Source organism: Ruegeria sp. BHSB056 (assembly GCF_059613305.1).
Genome location: NZ_JBXWSG010000003.1, coordinates 69173 through 96052, shown reverse-complemented (window position 1 = coordinate 96052; position 26880 = coordinate 69173). Strand labels below are relative to the sequence as shown.

Here is a 26880-nt window from a genome sequence, read left to right as displayed (position 1 = left end):
CAGGACGGACATGGCGGATCGCGATATCTGCCTCGCGCCGCATAAGATCCTGAATATCGTTTGAGGCAATCACGTCAATCCGCAGGCGCGGGGCTTGCGTCCGGATTTCGCGCAGCAGGTCGGGCAAGACATAGGCCGACATCACGTCACTGGCAGTGATGCGAACCCGGCCTTCAATGGATTGTGCCTGTCCGGATGCCGTCAGCGCGATGCGGTTGGCGGCGTCCCCCATTTTGCGAGTATGATCCAGCAGCTCTAATCCAGCCTGAGTGATCTCAAGAGTTCTGCCAACCCGTTCAAACAGCATCACGCCCAAGTCCTGTTCAAGCGCTGCTATCTGGCGACTAAGCGTAGGCTGGGTTTGCCGTAGCTGCCGTGCCGCTGCGGAAAATGACCCGGTTTCAGCCGTCGCCAGAAAGGCCCGGATGTGGTTCCAATCAAAATCGCCAAAATCGTTCATACAAAAATGTATAGTAAACCTGCAAATTTCAGCAATTTATATTCGGTCTGCGCATGAATAAATTCTGGCCGAAAGGAGACCCCTCAATGACCACCACTGCGAAATTTTGGGATGGAGTGGCCGAGAAATATGCCCGCTCGCCCATAAAAGACATGGCTTCGTACGAGCATACGCTGGAACGGACAGCGTCTTACCTGAAGAAAACCGATGATGTTCTGGAACTTGGGTGCGGCACAGGCATGACTGCTCTGAAGCTGTCCGGATATGTAGGATCTATCACTGCAACCGATGTGTCCCCCGGTATGTTGGCCGTTGGACGTCGAAACGCCGCTTCGCAAAGCATCGAAAACGTCACCTTTGCCGAGGCTGATGCAAATCAACCGCCTCAGGGTTCATTTGATGCGGCGCTGGCATTCAACCTTTTGCATCTGGTCGAAGATCTGGATCTGACATTGAGCCGAGTACACTCGGTCCTTAGACCCGGCGGACTGTTTATTTCGAAAACCTTTTGCCGGCCGTCCAGCGGGGCGAGCCTGAAGTATTACGCTGTTCGTCTCGCGCTGCCGATCATGCAGTTCTTTGGTAAGGCTCCGTTTGTGCGATTCCTGTCTGAGGCGGATCTTGATGCGGCCCTTGAACGCGCCGGGTTCAGCATCATCGAGAGCGACAGTTTCCCCTTACGTGACGCCCGCCGATTCCTAGTGGCTCGTAAAATGTAAGGTTTTACCGGAATCCGCGTTGGGCTTTGGGTGTGGGACCCTTAAATTGGTCGGGAACAACAGCGGAGTTTGCCATGGGCCTGAACGTATATCTTTCCGGAGAAATCCACACCGACTGGCGTGAACAGATCATCGATGGGGCGCAAGGGTTGGACGTGACCTTCAACGGCCCTGTGACCGATCACGCGGCCAGTGATGATTGTGGTGTGGCCATTCTGGGGGCCGAGCCGAACAAGTATTGGCACGACCACAAGGGTGCGATGGTGAATGCGATCCGGACCCGCAAGGGGATTGCGGATGCGGATGTTGTCGTCGTCAGGTTTGGTGACAAGTACAAACAGTGGAACGCCGCCTTTGACGCGGGTTATGCTGCAGCACTGGGCAAGTCTATCATCGTTCTGCACGGCCCGGATCATCAGCACGCGTTGAAAGAAGTTGATGCCGCCGCACTGGCCGTTGCGGAAGAACCTGCTCAGGTGGTCGAAATTCTGCGTTACGTGCTGACAGGTGCTCTGCCCGGCTGATCGATGAAAGGGGCGCCGGTTTGGCGCTCCAATTCATTTAACTGTTATCAGTTTCGTGCCGGTATGGCTTTGCCGCGCTGAACCGCTGGGCGTTGGAAGAAGCGATCGACATAAGCGACGACATTGGAATAGCCGTTCCAATCAACCACATCCTTCGCGCCATAGAAATCCAGCGCATTCAGCCACGGAGCAAGCGCGATATCCGCGATGGAATATTCGCCCGCGATCCAGTCCTGTCCTTCCAGTTGCGTGTTCACTACGTTCAGCAGGCGCTTGGCTTCGTTGATGTAACGCTCGCGCGGGCGCGGATCTTCTATCTCGCTGCCAGCGAACTTGTAGAAAAACCCGAGCTGGCCAAACATTGGCCCGATGCCGCCCATCTGAAACATCAGCCATTGGGTGATCCGGTGCTTGTCCGCTGCGCTTTGACCCAGGAACTTACCTGTTTTTTCGGCCAGATACAGAAGGATGGCACCGCTTTCGAACAGGGCCAGCGGCACACCATCCGGGCCGTCGGGGTCGATTATCGCCGGGATCTTGTTGTTCGGGTTCAGCGACAGGAACTCGGAGCTTTTAACATCAGCATCTGCCAGTGTCACCAGATGCGCCTCATAGGGCAGGCCGGTTTCCTCAAGCATGATCGAGGCTTTAACGCCGTTTGGTGTTGGATAGGAGTAGAGTTGAAGGATGCTGGGATTCTTCGCAGGCCATCTGTCGGTTACGAAAAAAGGTGCAAGTTGAGACATGAAACCCCCTGAGTAATGCCGTTTGGGGAAAAATAGGGTGGCTTTCCCCTAAAAAACATACCCTTCTTCATGCGTTTAACGCACAATTCCTATGCGCTCATGCGTGAACAGAGGCGTGGTCTAAAAAAACAAGAGGGATGCTATGCTGGAAGAATTCAAGACTTTCATTGCCAAGGGCAATGTCATGGACATGGCGGTCGGTATCATTATCGGTGCCGCATTTACTGCAATCGTTACCTCGTTGGTGGGCGATCTGATCAATCCGCTTATTGGATTGTTCACAGGGGGTATCGACTTTACGAACAACTACGCCGTTCTGGCAGGTGAAGTGGCAGAAGGTGCCAGCCTTGAAGCGGCACGTGAAGCAGGCGCATCCGTCTTTGCCTATGGTGCTTTCATAATGGCTATTATCAATTTCCTGATCATCGCCTGGGTCGTCTTCATGCTGGTAAAAATGGTGAACAAGGTCAAAGACGCTGCCGAAGCAGAGGAAGAAGCGGCTGAAGAGGCGCCCGCAGGTCCCAGCGAACTGGACATCCTGATGGAAATCCGGGACGCTTTGAAGAAATAGACCAGTAGTTCTGTTATGACATCGGGCTCCGCACCAATCGCGGAGCCTGTTTTATTGGAATTGACGAACAGAAAACACGAGGAAATTCGAGATGGAACAAACCGCCGACTTGGCTGAGCAGGCGATTGGTATGGCCAATCAATACTTGCCCATTGCCTTGAATGCAGCGAAGGCACTGATCGTTCTTGTTCTGGGTTGGATCGCCGCCCGAACGATCGCGGGTGTTGTACGCCGCCGGATCAACAAAACACCGCAGATCGACCCGACTCTTGGGAATTTTGCCGCCAGCGTGATCAAGTGGGCAATTTTGGCCATAGTTCTGGTCGCCGTTCTGGGGATCTTCGGGATAGAAGCCACCAGTATCGTCGCCATTCTGGGTGCTGCCTCTCTGGCTGTCGGGTTGGCACTGCAGGGTACGCTGAGTGATCTTGCGGCCGGTGTAATGTTGGTGGTTTTCCGGCCCTACAAGCTGGGACAGTATGTGGATATCGGTGGCACGGCAGGAACCGTTATGGACCTGAGCCTGTTCACGACCGAGCTTGTGACCCCCGACAACGTGCAGATCATTGTTCCAAACGGTCAGGCATGGGGGTCGATCATCACCAATTATTCAGCCCATGACACACGACGTGTCGATCTGGTGTTTGGAATTGATTATGCGGACAGCGCAGATACCGCCATGCAGATCATTATGGATGTGGCCAAGGCCGACCAGCGCATTCACAGCGACCCTGAACCCTGGGTTCGGGTCACGAATCTGGGTGACAGTTCGGTCGATCTGACTGCGCGGCTATGGTGTGCCGCAGCCGATTACTGGGACGTCAAGTTCGAGCTTACGAAGGCGGTTAAAGAGGCGTTTGACGCCAAAGGTGTTTCGATTCCGTATCCGCATTCGGTCGAAATTCAAAAACAGGGGTGACAGCTGGCGCTCATTGTGTGGGCGAGCATTCATCCCTTCCGCGTATTGAAAAGGGCACCGCGCAGAAACGCGGTGCCCTTTTTTGTGAAAGCCGTCGGTTCGATACCGACCGCGCCATCTTGAAAATTGCCATCAACAGGCAACTTCAGGAGTGGAGGTACTTACGATTTGACCACCACATTTGGCGAAACAACATCGATGCCAAGGGCCTTGCCAACGGCATAGTATGTCAGTTTGCCAGCATGAACGTTCAGACCTTCCATCAGGTGCGGATCGTCCTGACATGCCTGTTTCCATCCTTTGTCGGCCAACGACAACATGAACGGCATTGTGGCATTGCCCAGTGCGATGGTCGAAGTGCGCGCGACAGCACCCGGCATGTTGGCAACGCAGTAATGCATGATGCCATCGACATCGTAGATGGGATCGGCATGGGTGGTGGCTTTTGACGTCTCAAAGCAACCGCCTTGGTCGATGGCGACATCCACCAGTACTGCGCCGGGTTTCATCGTCGACAGCTGAGCACGCGACACCAGTTTTGGTGCGGCTGCGCCGGGGATCAGAACAGCACCGATGACCATATCGGCGTCCTGGATCAGTTCAGCGGTCGCACCTGCTGTCGAATACTGGTTCTTGAAAGTTCCGCCAAAGACATCGTCCAAGTAGCGCAGACGCGGCAGCGACCGATCCAGAACGGTGACATCAGCCCCCATTCCGGCGGCAATCTTTGCCGCGTGTGTCCCGACGACACCGCCGCCAATCACAACCACTTTGGCCGGGCCGACGCCGGGAACGCCACCCATCAGAACCCCACGGCCGCCATTGGCCTTCTGCAGGGTCCAGGATCCGACTTGAGGGGCCAGACGACCCGCGACCTCGGACATAGGTGCCAGCAGCGGCAGACCGCCGTTGGCATCCGTTACGGTCTCATAGGCGATTGCGGTACAGCCCGACTCCAGCAGGTCATGCGTCTGATCCGGGTCCGGAGCTAGGTGCAGATAGGTGAACAGCAACTGTCCTTCACGCAGCATCTTGCGTTCCACAGCCTGCGGTTCCTTGACCTTGACGATCATGTCAGCGGTGGCAAACACCTCTTCCGCGGTGTCAATAATTTGCGCACCAGCGGCGACATAGGCGTCGTTGTCGAAACCTGCGCCGATGCCTGCACCGGATTCGATCAGGACTTGGTGTCCGCGTGCGACCGCTTCCTGAGCGGCATTGGGCGTCATCCCGACGCGAAATTCCTGAGGTTTGATTTCCTTGGGGCAACCGATTTTCATTGGGCTCTCCGTTCACAAGCTGCTTAAATTATGTGCATTTTGCCGCGCAATTTCTGTGAAAGAAAACGTGCCAACGGGCTTTTCTTTGGAAGAATTTCCCGTACTATTCGAAAAACTCGCAAAGGAATTGCAGGAATGAGCCTGGACACGACTGATCGAAAGATTCTGGCCGCACTTCAAAAGAATGGCCGGATGTCGAATTCGGAACTGTCTGAACAGGTCAACCTGTCTCCGTCTGCGTGCCACCGCCGCGTTCAACGGTTGGAGGTTGACGGCTATATCCGCAACTACGTGGCTCTGCTGGATGCGCGGAAAATGAACGTGCCTACCACCGTCTTTGTCGAGATCACGTTACAAGGTCAGGCCGAAGAGGTTCTGGATGTTTTCGAAAAGGCGGTGGCCCGAATACCGGATGTGCTGGAGTGTCACCTGATGGCCGGCACCGCAGACTACATTCTTAAGGTCGTGGCGGAAAACACAGAAGATTTCGCGCGTATCCACCGGCAATACCTGTCGCGCTTGCCTGGGGTGGCGCAGATGCAAAGTTCATTTGCGCTGCGTACTGTGTTCAAGACCACAGCCTTGCCGGTCTGACCGTCATAACGGGCCGGGATAGGTGAACAGCAGCAGGTGGGTCAGATTGAACCCGAAATGCATCGCAACAGGCACCCAAAGCCGACCGGTTGCAAAGTATCCCAACCCGCACCCCAGCCCGAGAAGGGATGCAAAGCCCACAAGCGCGGGTCCTCCGCCGATATGCGCCAATCCAAACAGCAGGCTGGCGGCGACCAGACCGCCTGTTACCCCAAGGCGCGAAGTAATGGCAGGTTGCAAGTAGCCGCGAAAGAACGCCTCTTCCGTAAGACAAGTCAGAAACAGGTTGGACAGGCAAAATTCCAGCCACCAATAGGGGATCGTGAAGTCCAGGCGCACCGCGCCAACCAAAAGACCCAGCAAAAACAGGCCGGGTAAAATCAGCAAACCCGTTAGCAAAGGTCTTATTCTGGTCTGGATTGCGCTGTTCAGCATTCCGGGCCAAGCCAGAAGAACGGCAAAGAAGACCATGGGTTTGTCCAAGTTCAGATGCAGTGTGAAACTTGTGCTCGAGGCACTTGCCTGCACTTGATCCAGCAGTTTCAAATTGTTGAACCCTGGCAGCAGATGTGCCCCCAACGCCAGGCACCACAGGATCAACAGAGTATGCCCCGCGATGGCGAGCAGACCTGTCTGGCGTGGGAGGAAGAAGGCCACGATCAGACCAAGCGCCACCGTCACCATTGCTGTCGGTGACATCAGCCCGGTAACCGAGGCGACACTGACGAACAGAATCAGCAGGGCAAACGCAAGTCCGGTTCGTCGCGCCATCGCCGCAACTTGCGCTGTGATCAGGATCAGCCAGGGCCAGGTGACCGGCAATGTCGAAAAGAAGAATGTCACGGCGCTCTCGTCTAAATTGTGGACCCAGTCATGCCGCACAAAAACAAGGCAATGCAAGCAACCTGAAAGCACGCGACTGACGCCTTGTGACAATTCTTGTGCTTGTATCCTTTGGGCCAGACGTACACATTCGGGTAAAAGACCATATACCCGTCCAGACCCTGATTTCCGATAGAGACTGCTGCAACGGATCGGCTTCAATTTATCTGATGACATCAGGCGGTTACACAGGCTCGATATGGTTCGAACCCGAAGACTGAGAAGGAGCTGATCTTGGCTTACGAAAACGATGGGGGCACCAAGAACTGGCTTGAGGCCGAATTGGAAGACACGCTGGACGAAGATTTCGAGATCGAGTTCAGCGAGCCTATGCTGTCGATGGAAGTCCGCAAAATCTATCGGGACCAGCACCCTGAAATGCTGGATCGCAAAGTCTATTTCCGAAACCTGCTGCGGTTGCAGGCCGAGTTGATCAAGGTGCAGGATTGGGTTCAGCACACTGGTGCCAAGGTTTGTATCCTGTTTGAAGGCCGTGACAGTGCAGGCAAGGGAGGCGTGATCAAACGGATCACGCAGCGTCTGAACCCCCGTGTCGCCCGTGTGGTTGCTCTGCCAGCGCCCAGTCGCCGCGAGCAAAGCCAATGGTACTTTCAACGCTACGTGCCGCATCTGCCTGCCGCGGGTGAAATCGTCTTGTTCGACCGCTCGTGGTACAACCGGGCGGGGGTTGAACGGGTGATGGGCTTTGCGTCCGAGGATCAGGTCGAACAGTTCTTTCAGGACGTTCCCGAATTTGAACGGATGCTGGTGCGGTCAGGGATCATTCTGCTGAAATACTGGTTCTCGATCACGGATGAAGAGCAACAACTGCGGTTCCTCATGCGTATTCACGATCCGATGAAACAGTGGAAACTGTCACCGATGGATCTTGAATCCCGCATTCGCTGGGAGGCGTACACGAAGGCCAAGGAAGACATGTTGTTTCGAACCAACATACCAGAAGCACCGTGGTATATCGTTGAGGGCAATGACAAGAAACGCGAACGTCTGAATTGTATCGAGCATCTGTTGACAAGAATCCCCTACGAAGACGTGCCACAGGAAAAGGTCAATTTGCCTGACCGGCGGTACAATCCTGAATACGAGCGGCGGGTATTGCCAGACGAGCTTTACGTCCCAAAGATTTACTGAGCAACGCATGCGAGGCCGGCAGGGCCGACCTCGCACAATTTCACGTGATCAGGCTGCATCCATCATGCAGTCGTGGGTGAAGATATTGATCATGAAGACATCGCAGCCATCGTCTTCGGCTGTTTGGGTGTCGACAGGCTCAACCTCGGTCTCCGGAGTGGTATCTATGGCTGGCATGATATCGACGTCGTCATTATTGCCTGCCACATCAGTGCCGCCATTCATGTCGTCGCGCCAGTCAAACTCGTCAAACTGAGCTTGCAGGTTTTCAAGGAAGCTGGCGATTTCATCCAGGAAGGCCTGAACATCGAAGCAGAAGGCTTCCGGCTCACTATCATCGACGACTTCGGTATCGGGCGTTTCAGGTTGCGGGTCCTCGGTTTCGGTGACGTCAGTATCCGGCGCTTCAGGTTCCGGTTCTTCCGTCTCGGTGACGTCAGTGTCCGGTGTCTCGGGTGTTGGGTCCTCAGTGCCGGGGGTTTCAGGTTCCGGGTCTTCGGTCTCAGTGACGTCGGTATCGGGCGTTTCTGGGTCCGGCTCTTCCGTCTCTGTGACATCGGTGTCCGGTGTCTCGGGTATCGGTTCCCCGGTTTCTGGGGTCTCAGTCCCGGGCTCTTCGGTCTCGGTGACGTCAGTATCCGGGGTTTCGGTTTCTGGTTCCTCGGGCTCGGCAACCTCGTCCGGTGTTGTCGGAGGAACGGGCGGGGCGTTTGTATTGCCGTTGTCCAGCATGACAGCCGCGTCGGTTGCGGCAAAGTTTTGCGTAACCATCACCGCATCGAAGCCCTGCATGTCACCGGTTTCGATCCCGATCCCGACATACTTGAAATCCGGGTTCAGGATATTGGCGCGGTGCCCCGGACTGTTCATCAGGTTTTGATGCAACTGGGCGACATCGTCGCTGATACCCGGCGCGCCGCGTTCGGACTGCCATGCGATGTTTTCCCCGGTGCGCCAGCTTCCTTCAAGATCGAACCCCGCGTTTTGCATCCGCTGGGTTGCGCTGGAACCGCCTGAACCGGTGTGGCTGAAGGTGTCTGTATTCAGCATCCAGGTGCTGTGATCTTCGGACGAGTCGTTCAGCTGCGTTTCAAGTTGCAGCGGGTTGAGACCGCGGGATGTGCGCTCCTGGTTTATAAGCGCCAGCATCTCGCGTTCGTATGTACTTGCAGTCGACATATTTGCCTCCGTTTGTGTTTGTGCCCTTGCGGACGGGCTCACTTAGAGGCGGGGATGTCGGGGGTGATAGAGGGCGGTGCAATTTAGGCGAGTTTTGGCGGCGCAATGCTACCGAGACGAGATTCGTTGCGCTGCAAAGCGCCGGGCAAAACACTGCCTGTACGGAAATGGCAGCTTGCCGCACAACCTTAACCACGAGTCGGCGGATTGTATCCGAGCCCTGAAACGACAAACCCCCGGGCCATGCCTCGGGGGTCGTCAAATAGTGTCATCCAAAGCTGGACGAAATCAAAGATCTTAAAGCAGACCTTCGCGCTGGGCTTTCTTGCGCGCCAGTTTACGGGCACGGCGAATCGCTTCAGCTTTCTCACGCGCTTTTTTCTCGGACGGTTTCTCGAAATGTTGCTTAAGCTTCATTTCACGGAACACGCCTTCGCGCTGCAGCTTTTTCTTCAGGGCACGAAGCGCCTGATCGACGTTATTGTCGCGAACACTAACCTGCATGTGGTTGTCACCACCTTTCTAGATAGAGTTGCAAGGAAATTGCAGGAGTTGGCCGTATAGCAAAGCCGCCCTAACTTGTCTAGTACTGGGCCTGACAACCGGAGAACCGTCATGACCACCACATATGAAGATGCAAAACGGCAGCTTTTGGACGCGATGCTGAACCATGTTCCTTTCGACGGCTGGTCGGAAACTAGCTTTCGCGCCTCGGTTTCCGATTGTGGGCTGGATGACGGTTTGGCACGTGCAATCTGCCCGCGCGGGGCGGTTGATCTGGCACTGGCCTTTCATGCGCGCGGCGATCAGGTGATGCTGGACCGCCTCAGGTCCGAGGACATGAGCGGGCTAAAATTTCGCGACAAGATTGCCGCCGCGGTCAGGTTCCGGTTGCAGGCTGTTGAAGACAAAGAGCTGGTGCGCCGGGGCATGACGCTGTTTTCCCTGCCAGCATATGCGGCCGATGGGGCCAAGGCCTTATGGCAGACCTGTGACCTGATCTGGGGCGCGCTGGGCGATACATCGGACGATGTGAACTGGTACACCAAACGGGCAACCTTGTCGGGGGTCTATTCCTCGACCTTGCTGTTCTGGCTGGGCGATGACAGCCCGGACCATCAGCGCACCTGGGAGTTTCTGGATCGCCGGATCGCAAATGTCATGGAGTTCGAAAAGCTCAAGGCTCAGGTGCGTGACAACCCGGTGTTGAAACCCTTTCTTGCAGTTCCAAACTGGCTGGCGGGTCAGGTGAGGGCACCGTCCAAGATGCGGGGTGATCTGCCAGGCATGTTGAACCCCAGAAAGTAACGCGTCTTGGTGCTGGGCCTTGCCTCTGATGCCTGTTAGGCATTGGGCAAAGGAGGTGCCTATGACCCAGATGATGCGTGCTGTTGAGATCACTCAACCGGGTGGTCCCGATGTTTTGCAGCTGACCGAACGGCCTATCCCTAAGCCGGGGGCCGGACAGGTTGTATTGAAAGTGTCCTATGCCGGGGTGAACCGCCCCGATGCTTTGCAACGCGCGGGCGCTTACGATCCGCCGCCGGGTGCCAGCGACCTGCCGGGGCTTGAGGCTTCGGGCGAAGTGGTTTCAGTCGGTGCGGGGGTCGAAGGACTGTCTGTCGGCGATCAGGTCTGCGCACTGCTGCCGGGCGGAGGATATGCGGAATACGTTTCGACTCCAGCGGCCCATTGTTTGCCAGTGCCTGCAGGTATGGGAATGAAAGAGGCAGCGTGTCTGCCCGAGACATTCTTTACAGTCTGGTCCAACGTGTTCATGCGTGGCGGGTTGAAGGCAGGTGAACGCTTTTTGGTTCACGGTGGGTCCAGTGGGATTGGTACGACGGCAATCCAACTGGCCAATGCCTTTGGCGCGCGCGTTTTCGCCACGGCTGGGTCGGATGAAAAATGCGAGGCTTGTGTCAAACTGGGCGCGGAAAAGGCGATCAACTATCGCGACGAGGATTTCGTAGCAGCCATGCGCGCCGAAGGTGGGGCAAACCTGATCCTTGATATGGTCGGCGGTGATTACATTCCGCGCAACGTTAAAGCTCTGGCCGAGGATGGGCGGCTGGTGCAAATCGCGTTTCTGCAAGGCCCGGTGGTCGAGCTGAACTTTGCCCTGATGATGGTCAAGCGCCTGACCCTGACCGGCAGCACCTTGCGCCCACAAAGTGGTCTGGCCAAGGCGCAAATCGCGCAGGACCTGCGCGAAGCTGTCTGGCCTCTTTTGGAAGCCGGAAAAGTTGCGCCCGTGATGGACAGCGAGTTTGATCTGACCGAGGCAGCCGCCGCCCATGCGCGCATGGAAACCTCGGGCCATATTGGCAAGATTGTTCTGAAGGTCGCGGGTTGAGTTTTGAATGCGCGGGCGTGTCCCGCGCGTTCACGCAACGGCTCGGCGATACAGGTGCCACGTGGCATGACCCAGAACGGGCATAACCACGATAAGACCCAACAGCAGTGGCAAAGCCCCCAGGAACAAAAGCACCGCTACAATGAACCCCCAGGTCAGAATGACTCCGGGGTTGTGACGCAGCACTCTGAATGATGTCACAACAGCAACCGGCAAGCCCACTTTGCGGTCCAGCAGTAAGGGAAAACTGACCACGCTGATCGCCAGAGCGCAAAGGGCAAAAACAAACCCAACCGCAGTTCCGACAATGACCATCGTCCAGCCCGCAGAGGTCGTGAACACCTGTGTGGCAAATGCGCTGAGCGACGCTGGAACCTCGGGGCCCATCGTGTAGGTGTGAATGCTTTGCGCCACCATTAGCCAAAGCAGCAGCAGCATTACTAGGTAAAACCCCAAAACCAGAATTGCTCCGAACGACGGCGATCGAAGCACACCAAATGCGTCCAGCCAGTGAACCTCGCTGCCCTGTTCACGTTTGCGGCTGATCTCATAGAGGCCCACGGCCGCAACAGGTCCGATCAGCGCAAAGCCTGCGACCAGAGGGGCCAGAAGCGGAACCAGATTGGCGTTCAGGGCAAAGCCGAACATCAAAAGCCCCGCAACCGGGTAAACCAGGACAATGAATACGACATCCGCTCGGGTTTCGAGAAAATCCTGATACCCCGCCCTCAGGCAGGTCCGTAGGTCTTGCAGGGTCAAGGTCTGCACCATTGGCACTTGCGTTGGATCTGCACTGCCAAGTTGCGAGACGCTTTCTGTGACGTGGTCACTTGTAGCGCCCAGAGCCTGGGCCGCCCAGCTGATCGGATTTCCGATTGTCTTAGCCATTTCTCCACCCTTCCCTGGCGAGACTCGCGCCGCGGAACGGATCCGGCATTCAGTTGCCCGTGGCCGGTCCAACCGGCAACGCCATGCCTCAGTATAACATAAATTTACGAAATCTGGATCAATACTCCGGCATCGGACGGATTGCCCTGTGTCACAGTCATGTTAGCTTGATGGCAGGCAAGAGGAGGTCAGGATGCAGAAAACAGCGAAAACGGTTGTGATTCATGAATTTGGTGGGCCTGAGGTTTTGCGGATCGAAGACAGGCCAGTGGGCGACCCCGGTCCGGGTGAGATACGTATTCGGCATCAGGCCTGCGGGTTGAACTTCATCGACGTATATCAACGCACCGGCCTGTATCCCCTTGATCTTCCACATGCTTTAGGCATGGAAGCGGCTGGTACCGTTGAAGCGGTTGGGGAAGGGGTGACCCACCTTCAACCGGGGCAGCGGGCCGCTTACGCCGCAGCACCGCCCGGTGCATATTGCGAGGCGCGCGTGATGCCTGCCGCTCAGGTTTGTCCGCTGCCAGACGGCATCACATTCGAAGCCGGCGCAGCGATGATGCTGAAAGGTCTGACGGTTGAGTACCTTTTTCATCGGACCACACCATTGAAACGGGGCGATACGGTCTTGTTCCATGCGGCAGCTGGCGGGGTCGGGTTGATCGCATGTCAATGGGCTAAGTCCGAAGGCATCACCTTGATCGGAACGGCGGGTAGTGACGAGAAATGCAGCCTTGCCCGGTTTAACGGGGCCGCGCATTGCATCAATTACAGGTCCGAGAATTTCGCCGAACGCGTGGCTGAGATTACAAAGGGTCAAGGCGTAGACGTGGTGATGGACTCGGTCGGGGCGGACACATTCGAAGGATCACTGGATTGCCTGAAACCACTGGGCATGATGATTTCCTTCGGCAACGCCTCGGGTCCGGTTCCACCGTTCAACCTCGGAGTTCTGGGCCAGAAAGGCTCACTCAAGATCACCCGGCCCACGTTGTTTACACATATCGCGGACCATGCGGTGTGTCAGGCAATGTCGCGTCGCCTGTTTGGCAAAGTCGAGGGGGGTGAGGTCAAAATCCATGTCGATCAGCGCTTTGCCTTGGATCAGGTTGCTGATGCGCATCGCGCGCTTGAGGCGCGGAAAACGACCGGCAGCACAATTCTGGACCTGTAACGCGGTACTGAAACGCCATTGCCCTTTGAATTGGGATGCTTGATCCGCCGGATGGGAGGGACAAGAGGTCTTCAATGACATACGGCGGCGGAAAACCCGCCGCCGCTGTGCCTGAAAAAAATCAGGTTTTACTGCGATTGCAGCTCTGCCGGGGATTTTTCAGCAATCGTTTCCCAGTTTGCGCTCGCGCTTTCGATGAAACCTGGGATGTCGCCTTCCCAGCGCTCCTGAATGTCTTTGGACAGGTTCAGATACAGCTTGTTGTCAACGATCTTCCAGTGGTTCGGGTCGCCGTCGAATTTAAAGCCCATGGCCGCGCCGAAGGCACAATAGCCGCCATATGCAGGCAGGTACGCTTCGGGGTTGGCTTCAAAGGCAGCTTTGTTTTCTTCCGACGAGAAACGGTACAGGGCCTCATCATGCAGCGCAGTGATGCGGTAATCGCCTTTTGTCGCTTCGCCAGCGGTGAAGTACGCCACCGGATCATAACCCTGCATGGCTAGACCGGTCGAGCTTGCGTTGATTTCGACGCCAGCCGCCAGTGCGGAGGTTGCCAAAGTGACAGACAGTGCCACGCCACTGATCAGAGATTTAAACTTGTTCATTGTTTCACCTTTCGTGAAATGAGCCCGTTCAGCACCGCAATAATTGCCGCCGTAAGGCCCAGATTGTTGTCCTGTGTGGCCCGTAATTGACCGTCACGATAGCGATCTGGGAAGCGGGCTGATCACGTTCAAAACAATGATTTGTGATTGTGCGCAGGTGATAGAGCCACTGTTCTTTTTTGCCGAGCCACCTCAGGCGTCCGGCTTTAAGTTCAGAACAAAAGCGATGACTTTGTTTGCGGGCATTTCACAGGGTCGCAGCAACGCGCCGCTTCCCATGGTCTGATACAGATTCAGGCTGATATAGTCGGTTCCGCCTAGCTCGTGCGCGACCAGCTTGTGGGATTTACCACCCGCCATTAGTTGACGCACAACAACATAGCGCCGGCCGCCGAAGGTTCCGGTGAAACTGCCCAAGGGCAGTGCAAAAAGCGCAGACAGAAACGCGTCTGACGCAGTCACGGTTTTCCGATTCTGGGTTCCGTTCCGGCCTTGATCCGCGCAACGTTCGAGCTGTGCCGCCAGTAGACAAGAAGTGTCAGAATTATCCCAAGGATAAATGTAGTCCCGTTTGTCAGCAACAGCACCCAGGTTGTGGAAAGCGCAGCGGCTGCCAGTGCACCAACCGAGGATATCCGCCAGATTGCCGCCGCGACCAGCCAGGTAAGGCAGCAGGCAACACCGACGCGCCAGTCGAGCGCCAGCCAAAGCCCCAGGAAGGTCGCCACGCCCTTGCCGCCCTTGAAGCCCAGCCAAACCGGAAAGCAATGGCCCAGAAACGCCAAAAGTGCAGCAACCTGGGCCGCATCTTCACCCGCATAGGCACGCGCAATCAGAACGGCTGCCGCGCCCTTGCCTGCGTCAAACAGCAGGGTCAGCGCCGCAGCGGTCTTGTTGCCGGTACGCAGGACGTTGGTTGCTCCGATATTGCCGGAACCGATCTCGCGCAGATTTCCCAACCCCATGAACTTGGCCAGCAACAGGCCGAAGGGAATAGAGCCCATCAGATATCCAACCACCGCCCATTGGAGCAGTTCGCTAGTTGAGTTGTCGATTGGGGGCATCAGGGTCTCCGGAACACTTCATTACCTGCTACATAGGTCGAAATGACCTTACCTTGCATCCGCTGGCCGTCAAATGGAGTGTTCTGAGATTTTGATTTTAGTGCAAACCGATCAAGCACAAAAGGCACATCCGGGTCGAACAGAACCAGATCCGCTGGTGCGCCTTGCGACAGGCGACCGGTGTCCAGGCCAAGCCGTTTGGCCGGGTTGAGGGCCATGGCCCGAAACAGCGTCGGCAGATCCAGCTGGCCTGCGTGGTACAGGCGCAAGGCCGCGGGCAGAAGCGTTTCCAGCGCGACTGCACCCGAGGCCGCTTCTTCAAACGGCAGGCGTTTGCTTTCTTCGTCCTGAGGGGTGTGCATCGAGCTGATGATATCGATCAGCCCGGTGCGAACGGCTTCGATAACCGCCTGCCTGTCATCTTCTGATCGCAGCGGCGGCTTGACCTTAAAGAAGGTGCGATAGTCGGCCACGTCAAGCTCGTTCAACGTCAGGTGGTGGATCGACGTCCCTGCGGTTATATCCAACCCATTGCGCTTGGCGCGCTCCAGTGCAGGCAGCGCACGGGCCGTGGTGATCTGGTCGGCGTGATAGGCGGCGCCGGTCATCTCCAGCAGGGCAATGTCGCGGTCCAGCCCCATCCGCTCTGCCATCGATGATACTGCGGGCAGGCCGCGCAATGCCGCAAACTTGCCGCTGGTCGCTGAGGCCCCGGCGCTCAGCCCCGGCTCTTGCGGGTGGGCTATCACAAGCGCGCCACAGGACTTCGCATAGGTCAGGGCGCGGGAAAACACCTTGGTATTGGTGATGACGTGATCGCAATCGGTGAAGGCGATCGCGCCCGCGTCCATCAGAAACCCGATTTCAGTCATCTCGCGCCCTTCGCGTCCTTTGGTCAGGGCAGCCATCGGCAGAACATTGACCGGCGCATCGGCCTGCGCCCGGCGTGTCGCGAATTCCAGCGTTTCCGGTGTGTCGACTGCTGGCAGAGTATCCGGTCGGGTGACAATCGTCGTGACACCACCAGCCGCGGCAGCAAGTCCTGCTGACCGATAGCTTTCCTTATGACGTTCACCGGGTTCACAGACCTTGACGCCAATATCGATGATGCCAGGGGCGAGGCACTTGCCGTTGCAATCTACGATATGCCCCTCAGTACTCGGCGCGCTTCCTTCGCCTCGGGCGCTAATCCGGCCATCGTTCACCTGCAACCAGCCAGTAGACTCTGTTCCGGCTTCGGGATCGATCAGGCGTGCGTTGGTGAAAAGAACGGTAATCATGGAACAGCCCTTTCGATGGCAGCCTTCGTGGCGGCGGGATCGGCCTGATACTTGATCAGGTGTTTGTCGCCGCCCTTGGTAACGACTTGTACGAAACTGCCCATGGTTTTGACCGCCTCGACCTGATTCAACGGTACTTTGCGTGGGCCGGGACCGGTCAACAAAGTTTCGGTCATCTCCCAGTTAGCGGCCAGTTCTTCCGATGCCAGATACCACGCGCGGATGCCAATTGCGGCGAGGCCGGCAGGTGCTCCGGTCCAGACATAAGGGTTGCCGGTCAACCACAACACAGCCATTGCACCGGCCATGGCAGCCGCCGCAAGCCATGCATTGGTGCGGATATACGCGCCCTTGTCCGGGGCAAAGACTACAGGATCAGCCACAGAATCCCTCCGGTGATCAAAAGTACTGCCAATGCCATAACAGCCGAGCCTATGCGGAGCGGTTTGTTGTCAACCGGCGCGGTTTGCGGGGCCGAGAAAGGCTTGGCGCTGTCGGTTTCGATCGTTCCGCCGGTCCAATTGGTCGCCTCTTCCGTGAAAAGACCAATCATGTGAAGCCGGGGATCGGGTTCAAGGGTCGTGGCCTGGTCTTTGAACGCTGCGCTGCGCAGAACCATGACCCATCCGCCGATCTGCGCCAGCGCGGCACGGTCCAACTGATCTTCGGACACGCCGCACCCTTCGTTCAGATAGCCGTAAAGCCCAAGTTCTTCGAGGTCGGATACCGGAAAAATGTCGATCTGCTCGGGGTCCAGCCCGTCGACGCCAAGCACCTGATCGGCGGCACCCGGTTCGCGCAGGAACTTTGCCTCTTCCGGGCGCATGTTCAGTGTGAATAGGCGCAGAACGCCGCGTTCATGGGGGGCGATTTTCAGATTGCTCATGCAACCTCGCGCAGGTTGCGGGCCAGAAGGTCCATGGCGGCCATGCGGACAGCGACCCCCATCTCCACCTGCTCCTGTATTACGGATCGATTGATGTCATCAGCCAGGGTTCCGTCGATCTCAACCCCGCGGTTCATTGGGCCGGGGTGCATGACGATGGCATCGGGCTTGGCCAGCGCCAGCTTTTCCGCATTCAAGCCGTAACGGTGGTAGTACTCGCGTTCTGACGGGATGAAGCCTCCGTCCATTCGTTCTTTCTGAAGGCGCAGCATCATGACCACATCGACGTCTTTGAGGCCTTCGTTCATGTCGTCATATACCTCGGCCCCGAACTCGGCGAATTGCGACGGCACGAGTGTGGGCGGGCCGATCAGACGAATGCGGTTTTCCATCTTCCCCAGCAGGATCAGGTTGGAGCGTGCAACACGGGAGTGCGCGACATCGCCGCAAACGGCGATGTTCAGACGGTGCAGGCGACCTTTTGCGCGGCGGATCGTCAGCGCGTCCAGCAAAGCTTGTGTCGGATGTTCATGCCGCCCGTCGCCCGCGTTCAACACGGCACAGTTGACTTTTTGCGCCAGCAGATCGACCGCGCCCGAATGCGGGTGACGCACCACCAAAAGGTCGGGATGCATCGCGTTCAGGGTCAGCGCAGTGTCGATCAACGTCTCACCCTTTTTGATCGAACTGGCCTGCATCGCCATGTTCATCACGTCCGCGCCCAGACGCTTGCCAGCCAGCTCGAAGCTTGCCTGCGTTCGGGTCGAGTTTTCAAAGAACATGTTGATCTGGGTCAGCCCCGACAGAACGTCCGAATGCTTGGTCGACTGGCGGTTCATGTCGACATAGGTTTCGGCCAGATCGAGAATTTCGGTGATATCGGATTGCGACAGATGCTCGATGCCAAGAAGGTGACGATGGGCGAAACGCATGGGCGGGCTCCTGTCTGACAATCGGGCCGCTTATAGAAAGCCACGCGGGGCAAAGCAACCTAAGGATCAGAACCCTCTGGCAGTTTTTCGCAGCCACCCTCTGGCAGGCATTGTTCACCCGGTTTGCACCATTTGCCGTATCCGCAGTCGATGGCTTTGATCGGCACGCAACCCTGATGGGCCGAGCATTTGAATCCCGGACGGCACTGCGAGCCTGTTTCCTCGCACAGGAACCATCCCGGACGGGAACACCCCCCGCCCGGCAAGCAGGACGAGCCGCGCGCGCAGGTGCGGCCATCCTCGCATATCGTGGGAGGGGCCGAATCCGGATCTGGTATGGTCCGTTCACATTCGCCGCGCCCATTGCAAAAACTGTCACCGGGGCAATCCAGACGCGATGTGCATTTGTTCGCGCCTGCGGGTGCACAACGCGCTCCTCCCGCCACGCAGCGTTCAAACGGGCCGCAACTGCGCCCGCCACCGCAATAGGTGCCGCCCAGCGGTATGCAATGCCCATCAAAGCTGCATCTTTGACCACCTGAACAACAGGTGGTGCCGCATTTGAACTGGCCCGCACGGCATTGGCCCTGTGCGTCGTGGAACGTCGCCAATACCGGATCGCCGGTAAGCACCAGCCCAAGCCCGATCAGGAGGATTCGCAAGGTTCTGAGCATCGTGCCCTGATGGTCGGCGCGACAGAGCGACCAATCAAGCCCAATTCGCTTTCCATCAGCCCTCAGGCGGGTAAATTATCCATATGGAATCGGGCTTGGACTATTACTCTGCACGGGCCTTGCTGGAATGGCAGGTCGAACTGGGCGTGACCGAGGCAATCGGGGACGCTCCGGTTGATCGATATTCGGTGCCGGACACGTCACCAAAGCCCAAGAAGGCAGAGGTTGCGGCAGCCATCCCGTCAAAGCCCGGACAGGCCGACCCGGTAACGGTTGCGCAAGCAGCGGCCAAGGGGGCGGGGTCACTGGATCAGCTGCGCGATGCGATGGAAGCTTTTGATCACTGCGAGCTGAAGCGCGGTGCGCGGCAGTTGGTTTTTGCTGATGGAACGCCCGGTGCGCGGGTGATGATCATTGGTGAGGCTCCGGGCCGCGACGAAGACCGCGAGGGCAAGCCCTTTGTCGGGCGCGCGGGCCAGTTGCTGGATCGCATGTTGGCCGCGATTGATCTGGATCGCAGGCAGAACGTCTATATCACAAATGTGCTGCCGTGGCGGCCCCCACAGAACCGTGACCCAAAGCCCGAAGAAATAGGGATGATGAAGCCCTTTCTGGAACGTCACGTGGCGCTGGCCCGGCCCGAGGTTCTGGTGGTAATGGGCAATATCAGCTGTCAGGCTGTTCTGGGGAAACGCGGGATTACCCGATTGCGCGGCCAGTGGGATCAGGCGATGGACCTGCCTGTGATCCCGATGTTTCATCCAGCTTATTTGCTGCGCCAGCCGCAAATGAAGCGGCAGGCTTGGGCTGATCTGCTGGAGTTGAAAGCCCGGCTGCGAGGTGAGTCATGAAGGTCTTGGCGTTTTCCGATCTTCATATGGCGCGAAACCGCGCCGCTGATCTGGTAGCCGCCAGCGCTGATGCCGACTTGGTCATCGGCGCAGGGGACTATTGCAACATGCGGCAGGGTCTGGATGAGGCGATGCAAATGCTTTCGGGCGTTTCAGCACCGCTGGTCCTGATACCCGGGAATGCCGAAAGCGCAGAGGATCTGGGCAAAGCTGTGCCCGAGGGTGTGCATGTTCTGCATGGAACGGGAATGACGGTGGATGGATTGCGCCTGTTCGGGCTTGGCTACGGTGTTCCACCCACACCGTTTGGTGATTGGTCCTGCGATCTTACCGAAGGTGAGGCCGCCGAACTGCTGGCGCGCTGCGGCGGAGCAGACATCCTGATTTCGCACTCGCCGCCCAAGGGTCATGGGGATGTGACCTCGCAAGGCATGGCTGTTGGTTCGGTCGCTGTCCGGAACGCGATCGAGCGGATACAGCCCCGTTTCACGTTTTGCGGCCATATTCACGACAGCTGGGGATATCGCGGCTCGATCGGCCGCACCCGGATCGCCAACCTTGGTCCCAAGGTAAACTGGTTCGAGGTCGCCTTATGATTGAGTTGGTAACGCTGCTTGCCTTCATTCCCGCCGCGCTGGCGCTGAACCTGACACCGGGCGCGGATATGATGTTCTGTTTCGGTCAGGGCCTGCGATCAGGTCCGCGCGCCGCAATTGCCGCAAGTGCCGGGATATCCGCGGGTGGAATGATACAGGTCCTTCTGGCTGGGCTGGGCCTTGGCGCGGCGGTTGCGACCTTGCCATGGCTGTTTGATGTCATTCGCTGGGTTGGTGTTGCATACCTGCTGTACTTGGCCTGGGGTGCCGTTCGAAATGGCGCAGTGTCAGCCGAGGCACCCGTCAAACCGACCCGGTTGTCTTTTCGGGACGGGATGCTTGTCAATCTGACGAACCCCAAGGTTATTCTGTTCGTTCTTGCCTTTATCCCGCAGTTTGTAGACCCGTCGCGGGGATCGGTCCTGGTGCAGTTTTTGATCTTTGGCACAATCATCGGCATCGGTGGGTTCGTCGTGAACGGGCTGGTTGGTGTTTTCGCCGGAAGCGCGGGGCGCCATCTGGTCTCGAATCCGCGCGCTTCACGTATTCTGGGCTGGATTGCAGGGGGCATTTTTTCGGCCCTTGCGGTCCGGCTTGCCATCCTGGAAAGGGCCTGACACCACATGTCGCGCATTGACGAAACCATGGAGTTCATCCCGGTTAAGATCGCCGTACTGACTGTCTCGGATACCAGATCGCTGGAAGAGGACCGCTCGGGTCAGATATTGGCGGACCGGATCGAAAAGGCGGGCCATGTTGTCGCGGATCGGAGAATAATTCGGGACGAGCGCAAACAGATCGCAGATCAGTTGCGCGCGTGGGTGGCGGATGAACAGATCGACGTCGTGATTTCGACCGGCGGTACGGGTCTGACCGGGCGCGATGTCACCGTCGAGGCGCATCGCGATGTCTATGAAAAAGAGATCGAAGCCTTTGGCACCGTCTTCACGATCATCTCGATGGAGAAGATCGGAACTTCCGCGGTGCAATCGCGGGCGACAGGGGGTGTTGCCGGGGGAACATATCTGTTCGCCTTGCCCGGCAGCCCGGGGGCCTGCAAGGATGCGTGGGACGGTATTTTGGAAAAACAGTTCGATTATCGCCATCGCCCGTGCAATTTTGTGGAAATAATGCCCAGATTGGACGAACATCTGCGACGGAAGTAGACTGGTCATACGTTCCATTCCGTATAACCGCCTTGTGGCTTGGCATATTTCCTGATCCAGCTACATGTTGTGGACGGCAGCGTGGTGCAACCGGGGTAACTGATCGATGCGATTTCTACGACATAGTCTTGTCGGTATTTTTCTGGCGTTTCTGGCGCTGGCTTTGTTGTTTGTTGCCGTGCAGATGATCGTTGGGGCCGTTCAGGAGGCTTTGACGCACGATAACGCGACACCTCCCGCTCGAGAAAGGATCTTTGCTGTTTCGGTTCGGCCTGCCGAGGCGGAAACCGTCACCCCATATCTTGAAGCTTTCGGAGAGGTTCAAAGCCGCCGCAGGCTGGAGTTGCGCGCGGCGCTTGGCGGTCGCGTTGTCGCGCTGGCGGAAGACTTTGAAGATGGTGGAATTGTCGAGGCTGGCGAAGTGCTGGTTGAACTGGATCCGGCAGATGCGCAATCCGCACTGGATCGGGCCAAGTCCGACCTCTTGGACGCTCAGTTTGAAGAGCGCGATGCAGAACGCTCGTTGCTGCTGGCGCAGGACGAGCTGAAATCGGCTGAGGCTCAGGCGGAACTGCGGGAAAGGGCGTTGCAACGTCAACGCGATCTGGAATCTCGGGGCGTGGGGGCCGCCGCTAGCGTGGAAGAGGCCGAACTGGCTGCCGCAGCGGCGCAACAGGCCGTACTGGCGCGGCGTATTGCGCTGGCACAGGCTGAATCCCGTGTGGATCAGGCATCAACCCTGTTGGCCCGCGCCATGATAGCACTGGAAGCTGCGGAACGTGATCTGGGCGACATGACAATCCGGGCAGGCTTTGGCGGTACTTTAACGGATGTGACACTTGTGGAAGGGCGGCTGGTATCGGCAAATGAAAAGCTGGCTGAACTGGTTGATCCCAACGACCTTGAGGTGGCATTTCGGGTGTCAACCGCGCAATATGTGCGGCTTCTGGATGGCGGTGATCGTCTGATCAACGCGCCGGTCACCATATCTCTTGAAGTCACAGGGACCGATCTGACTGCGATTGGCCAGATTAGCCGCGACAGCGGGTCTGCCGGTGAAGGCCAGACCGGGCGGTTGATCTATGCCCGCTTGCAAGAGGCATCTGGGTTCAAACCCGGGGATTTCGTTACGGTCTCTGTTCAGGAGCAACCTCTTGCCGGAGTTTACCGGTTGCCGTCCTCGGTCCTTGATGCATCTGGAACAGTTCTTGTGCTTGGACCTGACGATCGATTGGAAAGCTTGCCGGTTCAGCTGATCCGCCGCCAGGGGGACGAAGTTCTTTTGCGGGGCGACGGATTGGAAGGGCGAGAGGTCGTCATCGGTCGGACCCCCCTGCTTGGGTCAGGCGTGCGGGTGCGGCCCCTGCGGTTTGAGGCGGGTGCAGACCCCGGAATGGTCGAGCTGACGGACGAGAAACGAGCCGAACTTGTAGCTCAGGTCGAAGCGAACAGTGCGATGCCTCCGAAGGAAAAGACGCAGGTTCTAACCCGGCTGCGCGAAGCTCGTGTTCCGACGTCTTTAGTGCGCAGTATTGAAACCAGGGCTGGGGGATAAACGCCATGATGCGCGAGATACCTGGCGCGGCGGGCGGCATTCTCAGTTATTTCACGCGGCATCGGACAGTTGCCAACCTGCTGTTGCTTGTCATGCTGGTTCTTGGCGCGGCGGCAATCCCGAACATGCGGGCACAGTTCTTTCCGGACGTTATTCTGGAACGCGTCGATGTATCCGTAACCTGGGATGGTGCCGGGCCCGAGGACATGGACGCCGGGATCGTGCAGTTGCTGGAACCGGCGCTGCTGGCCGTCGAAGGGGTGATCAGCACCGAGGCTTCTTCGCATCATGAATGGACCCGGATCAGGCTGGAATTCGAACCCAACTGGGATGTGTCCCGCGCTGTCGAGGATGTTAGGACCGCCGTAGACGCTGTCACAGATCTGCCGGAAGACGCTGAGGAGCCCAAGATTCAACGTGGTGCGTGGCGTGATCGGGTGACGGATGTGGTGATCACGGGGCCGACCGATACTGCTCAGCTGGCGAAACTGACGGATGAGCTTGTCAATCGTTTGTTCGCATCGGGTGTGACCCGCACAACGATCCGGGGTATTGCCGCACCGCGCATCGTTGTCGAAGTCACCACAGCGCAATTGATTGCCAATGATATCTCAATGGCGGAAATCGCGGCGGCGATCGGGGCCGAAGTCACCACGGATCCTGCGGGCGATGTGGAAGGCGCCGGGGCTCGTATCCGGGCAGGAACTGAGAAACGTACACCCGAACAGATCGAAGGCATCGCGCTGCGGGTGAACGAAGATGGGTCGAAGCTGAAGGTTGGTGACATAGCAACAATTCGGATCGAAGACGTCACCCGGCACCGCAGCTATTACGTGGGCGACAATCCCGCCATGTCCATCAGAGTGGACCGGTCGAACTTGGGAGATGCGATAGGTATTCAGCACACGGTCGAGGATGTAGCCCGCGAGATGCAGGCCAGCCTGCCTGAAGGTGTGAGAATTGATCTGATCCGTACCCGGGCGCAAGCAATTACCGACCGGCTGAATATCCTCGTGGATAACGGGCTGATGGGGTTGGGGCTGGTTGTCATCCTGTTGTTCCTGTTTCTGAATGCGCGCATTGCGTTTTGGGTTGCTGCGGGCATTCCGGTGGCGATGTCGGCGGCGATTGCACTGATGTATCTGGGCGGTTTGTCGGTGAATATGGTTTCCCTGTTCGGTTTGATCATCACCTTGGGGATCGTCGTAGATGATGCGATTGTCGTGGGAGAGCACGCCGATTATCGCGCCCGCCGATTGGGTGAGACACCTGTGGAAGCCGCTGAGCGTGCCGCCCGTCGAATGGCAATGCCGGTTCTGGCCGCCACAGTAACGACCGTGATTGCGTTTTTCGGCCTGACGTTGGTTGGAGGACGTTTCGGAGAGCTGATCCGCGATATCCCCTTCACGGTGATCGCAGTTCTGGTTGCGTCGCTGGTGGAATGCTTCCTGATCCTGCCCAATCACATGGCGCACGCAATTGCGCATTCGGCCAAGGAACACTGGTACGATCTGCCGAACCGTGTCGTCAATCGTGGCTTTCGTTGGGTCCGGGATCACTTGTTCCGCCCGTTGATCGCTTGGGTGATCTGGGCGCGTTATGTGGTCGCCGCGTTGATGATTGCTATTCTGGCCAGTCAGGTTGCATTGTTCATTCGCGGCGACGTGAACTGGCGGTTCTTCAACGCACCTGAACGCAGCTCAGTCAGCGGCGGGTTTATCATGCGCGAAGGGTCGACCCGGTCAGATACGCTTGAAATGATGCGCATTCTACAGGATGCGACCAACGAGCTGGGCCGAATCTACGAAGAGCGTCATGGCCGAAATCCAATTGACTACGTCCTGGCCGAGGTTGGTGGCAATGCCGGGCGTGCTCTTGCTGCGGCTGACGGCAAGGACGGCAGTGTGCTGGGGGGCATTTCGATTGAACTGATCGACGCCGATCTGCGCCCATATTCGAGTTTTGAGTTTGTGGGCGAGCTACAGGATTTCGTACCGCGCCACCCCAAGGTCGAGGTGATCAGCTTCCGCGGTTGGCGGTCCGGCCCCGGTGGCGACGCCATCGACGTGCAGTTCTATGGCTCGGACGTAAATGTCCTGAAAGCCGCATCAGAAGATCTGCAAACCGCGCTGTCGAAGTTTCCTGAAGTCTCGGCGCTCGAAGACACTCTGGCATATGACAAGGAAGAGTTTCTTCTGGACCTGACAGCGCAGGGTCAGGCGCTGGGTTTTCGGATCGAAACGCTGGGGCGGGCTTTGCGCAACCGTTTGAACGGGATTGAGGCCGCAACCTTCCCCGACGGGCCGCGCAGTGCCGAGATCCGTGTCGAACTGCCCGAAGGTGAACTGACGGCAGATTTTCTGGAACGAACTCTGATGCGTTCTCCTGATGGGGTCTACGTACCTTTGGCTGATATCGTTTCGGTCGCGCGCAAGTCCGGGTTTTCGACGGTTCGGCGTGAAAACGGCCTGAGGGTGGTTTCGGTAACAGGTGACATTTCGGAAGACGATCCGGCACGGGCCGCCGAAATTGAACGCGCGATGCAGGACGAGATCCTGCCCAATATCGCAGCCGAAAGGCAGGTTGAGTGGCGCATGTCGGGTCTGAGCGAACAGGAAAACGAGTTCCTGTCCGAGGCCCGCAACGGTCTGATCCTGTGCCTGACCGGTATTTACCTTGTACTGGCCTGGGTTTTTGCCAGCTGGACACGACCCCTTGTGGTCATGGCGATTATTCCCTTTGGCCTAGTCGGGGCGATTTGGGGCCATTACATCTGGGAGGTGCCACTGAGCATGTTCACGGTTGTCGGGCTGCTGGGCATGACAGGGATCATTATCAACGACTCGATCGTTTTGGTGACCACGATCGACGCATACCAGCAGGATCGCGGGTTGATTCCGTCGATTCTGGATGGCACGGCGGACAGGTTGCGACCTGTCATGCTGACCACGCTGACGACGGTTCTTGGGCTAGCGCCCTTACTATACGAAGGCTCTCAACAGGCGCAGTTCCTGAAACCGACAGTAATCACACTGGTCTACGGGCTTGGTTTCGGAATGTTGCTGGTGTTGGTGCTTGTGCCCGCCTTGCTGGGAACTCTCAATGACGTGGCACGTCCGATGACAGCCATGCGCCGTGCTGCACGGGCCCCTGACAAGGTTGTTCGTGGCGCGTTGGCCGGAACCGGTGTGACGCTTGGGATCTGGTTTGCCTTGACGATGATCTGGCCCGCCGTCAACGGTGCACCGCTTGCCATGCTACAAAGCCTTTATCCCGGTGAGGATGGCATTGCCGCATTGAAAATGGGGCTGGGCGCGTTTGTTGCCGGCGCTGTGCCGATTGTGATTCTGAGCATTGTTGCCTCAGGCATGCTCTATGGTCGCCTCACGAAATCGGCAGGTGCTTGAACCGCACGCAAGGCATATTCCATTAGCTCTATGACGCGCGCGCTCATGGGCAGGTTGCCCTGGCGTATCTGATCGACGGGAAACCACCGGGCATCCATTGCGTCGTCACCGGCCCTCGGCGTGCCCGAGCGATACTGACATGCGACCCCGACCAGCAGGTAATGGGACACGACCACCCCATCTGGGGCTCGGCGCAGAAGGTCCAGATTGTTCAGATAATGTGATGGCTGCGCGATCACCGAGGTTTCTTCCAACAATTCGCGTTGCGCCGCTTCCAACACGGTTTCACCCCATTCGACATGGCCACCGGGAAACCCCCACAGCCCTGCGTCGGGCTGCTTGCTGCGCTGAACCAGAAGAACCTGATCCTGATGCAGAACAACGGCCAGGGCACCGATTTTTGGTGATTGGGTCATG

At 57.6% G+C, this 26880-nt stretch carries 31 protein-coding genes; 15 read left to right on the top strand and 16 right to left on the bottom strand.

All coding sequences use genetic code 11. The annotated features are described in order from the left end of the window. Positions 1 to 460: LysR family transcriptional regulator (locus tag AC2FND_RS01865; protein WP_496767562.1), on the bottom strand; the 460-nt coding region annotated here is incomplete at its 3' end. Between the two features lie 86 nt (positions 461 to 546). Between AC2FND_RS01865 and AC2FND_RS01860 the strand changes: the two genes are divergently transcribed. Further along, positions 547 to 1179, top strand: coding sequence for a methyltransferase domain-containing protein (locus AC2FND_RS01860; RefSeq protein WP_496767560.1), 633 nt, complete (start codon positions 547 to 549; stop codon positions 1177 to 1179). A 74-nt stretch (positions 1180 to 1253) separates the two neighbouring features. Further along, the gene (locus tag AC2FND_RS01855) at positions 1254 to 1703 is read left to right on the top strand and encodes a YtoQ family protein (RefSeq protein WP_209506645.1); all 450 of its coding nucleotides are present in this window, start codon (positions 1254 to 1256) and stop codon (positions 1701 to 1703) included. 47 nt (positions 1704 to 1750) lie between these two features. On the opposite strand, the gene AC2FND_RS01850 is transcribed toward AC2FND_RS01855, so the two are convergent. After that, the gene (locus tag AC2FND_RS01850; protein ID WP_480486569.1) at positions 1751 to 2449 is read right to left on the bottom strand and encodes a glutathione S-transferase N-terminal domain-containing protein; all 699 of its coding nucleotides are present in this window, start codon (positions 2447 to 2449) and stop codon (positions 1751 to 1753) included. 142 nt (positions 2450 to 2591) lie between these two features. On the opposite strand from AC2FND_RS01850, the gene mscL reads away from it, so the two are divergent. Next, positions 2592 to 3020: a large conductance mechanosensitive channel protein MscL gene (gene mscL, locus AC2FND_RS01845; protein ID WP_496767559.1), complete on the top strand. Its 429-nt coding sequence runs from the start codon at positions 2592 to 2594 to the stop codon at positions 3018 to 3020. A gap of 130 nt (positions 3021 to 3150) precedes the next feature. After that, on the top strand, positions 3151 to 3939 hold the full coding sequence (locus tag AC2FND_RS01840; RefSeq protein ID WP_480486828.1) for a mechanosensitive ion channel family protein: 789 nt from the start codon (positions 3151 to 3153) through the stop codon (positions 3937 to 3939). Between the two features lie 161 nt (positions 3940 to 4100). On the opposite strand, the gene ald is transcribed toward AC2FND_RS01840, so the two are convergent. After that, complete coding sequence (gene ald, locus AC2FND_RS01835; protein WP_209506642.1) at positions 4101 to 5219, bottom strand: alanine dehydrogenase; 1119 nt, start codon at positions 5217 to 5219, stop codon at positions 4101 to 4103. A gap of 135 nt (positions 5220 to 5354) precedes the next feature. Between ald and AC2FND_RS01830 the strand changes: the two genes are divergently transcribed. Next, positions 5355 to 5813 carry an Lrp/AsnC family transcriptional regulator gene (locus tag AC2FND_RS01830; protein WP_209506641.1) on the top strand — a complete coding sequence of 153 codons (459 nt, stop codon included), beginning with the start codon at positions 5355 to 5357 and terminating at the stop codon, positions 5811 to 5813. A gap of 3 nt (positions 5814 to 5816) precedes the next feature. Here the strand turns inward: AC2FND_RS01830 and AC2FND_RS01825 are convergent, their stop codons facing one another. Beyond that, positions 5817 to 6656 carry a CPBP family intramembrane glutamic endopeptidase gene (locus tag AC2FND_RS01825; RefSeq protein ID WP_496767557.1) on the bottom strand — a complete coding sequence of 280 codons (840 nt, stop codon included), beginning with the start codon at positions 6654 to 6656 and terminating at the stop codon, positions 5817 to 5819. Between the two features lie 273 nt (positions 6657 to 6929). Between AC2FND_RS01825 and ppk2 the strand changes: the two genes are divergently transcribed. Then, complete coding sequence (ppk2, locus tag AC2FND_RS01820; protein ID WP_209506639.1) at positions 6930 to 7847, top strand: polyphosphate kinase 2; 918 nt, start codon at positions 6930 to 6932, stop codon at positions 7845 to 7847. Between the two features lie 48 nt (positions 7848 to 7895). Here the strand turns inward: ppk2 and AC2FND_RS01815 are convergent, their stop codons facing one another. Both AC2FND_RS01815 and rpsU read right to left on the bottom strand, forming a co-directional pair. Beyond that, on the bottom strand, positions 7896 to 9026 hold the full coding sequence (locus AC2FND_RS01815) for a CAP domain-containing protein (RefSeq protein WP_480919792.1): 1131 nt from the start codon (positions 9024 to 9026) through the stop codon (positions 7896 to 7898). Positions 9027 to 9323: 297 nt separating this feature from the next. Continuing rightward, entirely contained in the window at positions 9324 to 9530 is a 207-nt protein-coding gene (gene rpsU / locus AC2FND_RS01810; protein WP_005614280.1) for a 30S ribosomal protein S21, read from the bottom strand. A gap of 111 nt (positions 9531 to 9641) precedes the next feature. Between rpsU and AC2FND_RS01805 the strand changes: the two genes are divergently transcribed. Both AC2FND_RS01805 and AC2FND_RS01800 read left to right on the top strand, forming a co-directional pair. Continuing rightward, a complete protein-coding gene (locus tag AC2FND_RS01805) occupies positions 9642 to 10334 on the top strand; it encodes a COQ9 family protein (protein WP_496767554.1) in 693 nt (230 codons plus the stop codon). A 61-nt stretch (positions 10335 to 10395) separates the two neighbouring features. Next, on the top strand, positions 10396 to 11382 hold the full coding sequence (locus tag AC2FND_RS01800) for an NAD(P)H-quinone oxidoreductase (RefSeq protein WP_496767552.1): 987 nt from the start codon (positions 10396 to 10398) through the stop codon (positions 11380 to 11382). A gap of 30 nt (positions 11383 to 11412) precedes the next feature. On the opposite strand, the gene AC2FND_RS01795 is transcribed toward AC2FND_RS01800, so the two are convergent. Next, a complete protein-coding gene (locus AC2FND_RS01795) occupies positions 11413 to 12270 on the bottom strand; it encodes a DUF2189 domain-containing protein (RefSeq protein WP_496767550.1) in 858 nt (285 codons plus the stop codon). A gap of 193 nt (positions 12271 to 12463) precedes the next feature. Between AC2FND_RS01795 and AC2FND_RS01790 the strand changes: the two genes are divergently transcribed. Beyond that, complete coding sequence (locus AC2FND_RS01790; protein ID WP_496767548.1) at positions 12464 to 13447, top strand: quinone oxidoreductase family protein; 984 nt, start codon at positions 12464 to 12466, stop codon at positions 13445 to 13447. Between the two features lie 128 nt (positions 13448 to 13575). Here AC2FND_RS01790 and AC2FND_RS01785 read toward each other — a convergent pair whose 3' ends face one another. The 8 genes from AC2FND_RS01785 to AC2FND_RS01750 form a co-directional block, all read right to left on the bottom strand. After that, the gene (locus AC2FND_RS01785) at positions 13576 to 14052 is read right to left on the bottom strand and encodes a YHS domain-containing (seleno)protein (protein ID WP_480506669.1); all 477 of its coding nucleotides are present in this window, start codon (positions 14050 to 14052) and stop codon (positions 13576 to 13578) included. Positions 14053 to 14244: 192 nt separating this feature from the next. Next, the gene (locus tag AC2FND_RS01780) at positions 14245 to 14514 is read right to left on the bottom strand and encodes a hypothetical protein (protein ID WP_209598691.1); all 270 of its coding nucleotides are present in this window, start codon (positions 14512 to 14514) and stop codon (positions 14245 to 14247) included. Next, on the bottom strand, positions 14511 to 15116 hold the full coding sequence (plsY, locus tag AC2FND_RS01775) for a glycerol-3-phosphate 1-O-acyltransferase PlsY (RefSeq protein WP_209506631.1): 606 nt from the start codon (positions 15114 to 15116) through the stop codon (positions 14511 to 14513). The genes AC2FND_RS01780 and plsY overlap by 4 nt, the downstream gene beginning before the upstream one ends. Next, on the bottom strand, positions 15116 to 16396 hold the full coding sequence (gene pyrC / locus AC2FND_RS01770) for a dihydroorotase (protein WP_209598690.1): 1281 nt from the start codon (positions 16394 to 16396) through the stop codon (positions 15116 to 15118). The genes plsY and pyrC overlap by 1 nt, the downstream gene beginning before the upstream one ends. Next, on the bottom strand, positions 16393 to 16779 hold the full coding sequence (locus AC2FND_RS01765) for a hypothetical protein (protein ID WP_209598689.1): 387 nt from the start codon (positions 16777 to 16779) through the stop codon (positions 16393 to 16395). Before AC2FND_RS01765 ends, pyrC begins: the two co-directional genes overlap by 4 nt. Then, entirely contained in the window at positions 16764 to 17282 is a 519-nt protein-coding gene (locus tag AC2FND_RS01760; RefSeq protein ID WP_496767545.1) for a hypothetical protein, read from the bottom strand. The genes AC2FND_RS01765 and AC2FND_RS01760 overlap by 16 nt, the downstream gene beginning before the upstream one ends. Next, positions 17279 to 18214 carry an aspartate carbamoyltransferase catalytic subunit gene (locus AC2FND_RS01755; RefSeq protein WP_496767543.1) on the bottom strand — a complete coding sequence of 312 codons (936 nt, stop codon included), beginning with the start codon at positions 18212 to 18214 and terminating at the stop codon, positions 17279 to 17281. The genes AC2FND_RS01760 and AC2FND_RS01755 overlap by 4 nt, the downstream gene beginning before the upstream one ends. Positions 18215 to 18273: 59 nt before the next feature. Beyond that, positions 18274 to 18888 (bottom strand): scavenger receptor class F, member 2, encoded by a 615-nt coding sequence (locus AC2FND_RS01750; protein WP_496767541.1) that lies wholly within the window; start codon positions 18886 to 18888, stop codon positions 18274 to 18276. Positions 18889 to 18971: 83 nt separating this feature from the next. On the opposite strand from AC2FND_RS01750, the gene AC2FND_RS01745 reads away from it, so the two are divergent. From AC2FND_RS01745 to AC2FND_RS01720, 6 genes are all read left to right on the top strand, one after another. Next, a complete protein-coding gene (locus AC2FND_RS01745; RefSeq protein WP_480919801.1) occupies positions 18972 to 19739 on the top strand; it encodes a uracil-DNA glycosylase in 768 nt (255 codons plus the stop codon). After that, positions 19736 to 20335, top strand: a complete 600-nt coding sequence (locus tag AC2FND_RS01740) for a metallophosphoesterase family protein (protein WP_496767539.1) — start codon at positions 19736 to 19738, stop codon at positions 20333 to 20335. Before AC2FND_RS01745 ends, AC2FND_RS01740 begins: the two co-directional genes overlap by 4 nt. Continuing rightward, positions 20332 to 20952, top strand: a complete 621-nt coding sequence (locus tag AC2FND_RS01735) for a LysE family translocator (protein WP_480518370.1) — start codon at positions 20332 to 20334, stop codon at positions 20950 to 20952. Before AC2FND_RS01740 ends, AC2FND_RS01735 begins: the two co-directional genes overlap by 4 nt. A 6-nt stretch (positions 20953 to 20958) precedes the next feature. After that, positions 20959 to 21501 (top strand): molybdenum cofactor biosynthesis protein B, encoded by a 543-nt coding sequence (gene moaB, locus AC2FND_RS01730; protein ID WP_480518371.1) that lies wholly within the window; start codon positions 20959 to 20961, stop codon positions 21499 to 21501. Positions 21502 to 21607: 106 nt separating this feature from the next. Continuing rightward, positions 21608 to 23056: an efflux RND transporter periplasmic adaptor subunit gene (locus AC2FND_RS01725; protein WP_480518373.1), complete on the top strand. Its 1449-nt coding sequence runs from the start codon at positions 21608 to 21610 to the stop codon at positions 23054 to 23056. Positions 23057 to 23061: 5 nt separating this feature from the next. After that, positions 23062 to 26463 carry an efflux RND transporter permease subunit gene (locus AC2FND_RS01720; protein ID WP_496767536.1) on the top strand — a complete coding sequence of 1134 codons (3402 nt, stop codon included), beginning with the start codon at positions 23062 to 23064 and terminating at the stop codon, positions 26461 to 26463. Here AC2FND_RS01720 and AC2FND_RS01715 read toward each other — a convergent pair. After that, positions 26430 to 26879, bottom strand: coding sequence for an NUDIX hydrolase (locus tag AC2FND_RS01715; protein WP_496767535.1), 450 nt, complete (start codon positions 26877 to 26879; stop codon positions 26430 to 26432). The genes AC2FND_RS01720 and AC2FND_RS01715 overlap by 34 nt on opposite strands. Position 26880 lies beyond the last annotated feature (1 nt).

Coding starts and splice junctions, on each gene's coding strand:
- AC2FND_RS01860 (WP_496767560.1), top strand. CDS start 547: ATGACCACCACTGCGAAATTTTGGGATGGAGTGGCCGAGAAATATGCC.
- AC2FND_RS01855 (WP_209506645.1), top strand. CDS start 1,254: ATGGGCCTGAACGTATATCTTTCCGGAGAAATCCACACCGACTGGCGT.
- AC2FND_RS01850 (WP_480486569.1), bottom strand. CDS start 2,449: ATGTCTCAACTTGCACCTTTTTTCGTAACCGACAGATGGCCTGCGAAG.
- mscL (WP_496767559.1), top strand. CDS start 2,592: ATGCTGGAAGAATTCAAGACTTTCATTGCCAAGGGCAATGTCATGGAC.
- AC2FND_RS01840 (WP_480486828.1), top strand. CDS start 3,151: ATGGCCAATCAATACTTGCCCATTGCCTTGAATGCAGCGAAGGCACTG.
- ald (WP_209506642.1), bottom strand. CDS start 5,219: ATGAAAATCGGTTGCCCCAAGGAAATCAAACCTCAGGAATTTCGCGTC.
- AC2FND_RS01830 (WP_209506641.1), top strand. CDS start 5,355: ATGAGCCTGGACACGACTGATCGAAAGATTCTGGCCGCACTTCAAAAG.
- AC2FND_RS01815 (WP_480919792.1), bottom strand. CDS start 9,026: ATGTCGACTGCAAGTACATACGAACGCGAGATGCTGGCGCTTATAAAC.
- rpsU (WP_005614280.1), bottom strand. CDS start 9,530: ATGCAGGTTAGTGTTCGCGACAATAACGTCGATCAGGCGCTTCGTGCC.
- AC2FND_RS01805 (WP_496767554.1), top strand. CDS start 9,642: ATGACCACCACATATGAAGATGCAAAACGGCAGCTTTTGGACGCGATG.
- AC2FND_RS01800 (WP_496767552.1), top strand. CDS start 10,396: ATGACCCAGATGATGCGTGCTGTTGAGATCACTCAACCGGGTGGTCCC.
- AC2FND_RS01795 (WP_496767550.1), bottom strand. CDS start 12,270: ATGGCTAAGACAATCGGAAATCCGATCAGCTGGGCGGCCCAGGCTCTG.
- AC2FND_RS01790 (WP_496767548.1), top strand. CDS start 12,464: ATGCAGAAAACAGCGAAAACGGTTGTGATTCATGAATTTGGTGGGCCT.
- AC2FND_RS01785 (WP_480506669.1), bottom strand. CDS start 14,052: ATGAACAAGTTTAAATCTCTGATCAGTGGCGTGGCACTGTCTGTCACT.
- plsY (WP_209506631.1), bottom strand. CDS start 15,116: ATGCCCCCAATCGACAACTCAACTAGCGAACTGCTCCAATGGGCGGTG.
- pyrC (WP_209598690.1), bottom strand. CDS start 16,396: ATGATTACCGTTCTTTTCACCAACGCACGCCTGATCGATCCCGAAGCC.
- AC2FND_RS01760 (WP_496767545.1), bottom strand. CDS start 17,282: ATGAGCAATCTGAAAATCGCCCCCCATGAACGCGGCGTTCTGCGCCTA.
- AC2FND_RS01755 (WP_496767543.1), bottom strand. CDS start 18,214: ATGCGTTTCGCCCATCGTCACCTTCTTGGCATCGAGCATCTGTCGCAA.
- AC2FND_RS01750 (WP_496767541.1), bottom strand. CDS start 18,888: ATGCTCAGAACCTTGCGAATCCTCCTGATCGGGCTTGGGCTGGTGCTT.
- AC2FND_RS01745 (WP_480919801.1), top strand. CDS start 18,972: ATGGAATCGGGCTTGGACTATTACTCTGCACGGGCCTTGCTGGAATGG.
- AC2FND_RS01740 (WP_496767539.1), top strand. CDS start 19,736: ATGAAGGTCTTGGCGTTTTCCGATCTTCATATGGCGCGAAACCGCGCC.
- AC2FND_RS01735 (WP_480518370.1), top strand. CDS start 20,332: ATGATTGAGTTGGTAACGCTGCTTGCCTTCATTCCCGCCGCGCTGGCG.
- moaB (WP_480518371.1), top strand. CDS start 20,959: ATGTCGCGCATTGACGAAACCATGGAGTTCATCCCGGTTAAGATCGCC.
- AC2FND_RS01725 (WP_480518373.1), top strand. CDS start 21,608: ATGCGATTTCTACGACATAGTCTTGTCGGTATTTTTCTGGCGTTTCTG.
- AC2FND_RS01720 (WP_496767536.1), top strand. CDS start 23,062: ATGATGCGCGAGATACCTGGCGCGGCGGGCGGCATTCTCAGTTATTTC.
- AC2FND_RS01715 (WP_496767535.1), bottom strand. CDS start 26,879: ATGACCCAATCACCAAAAATCGGTGCCCTGGCCGTTGTTCTGCATCAG.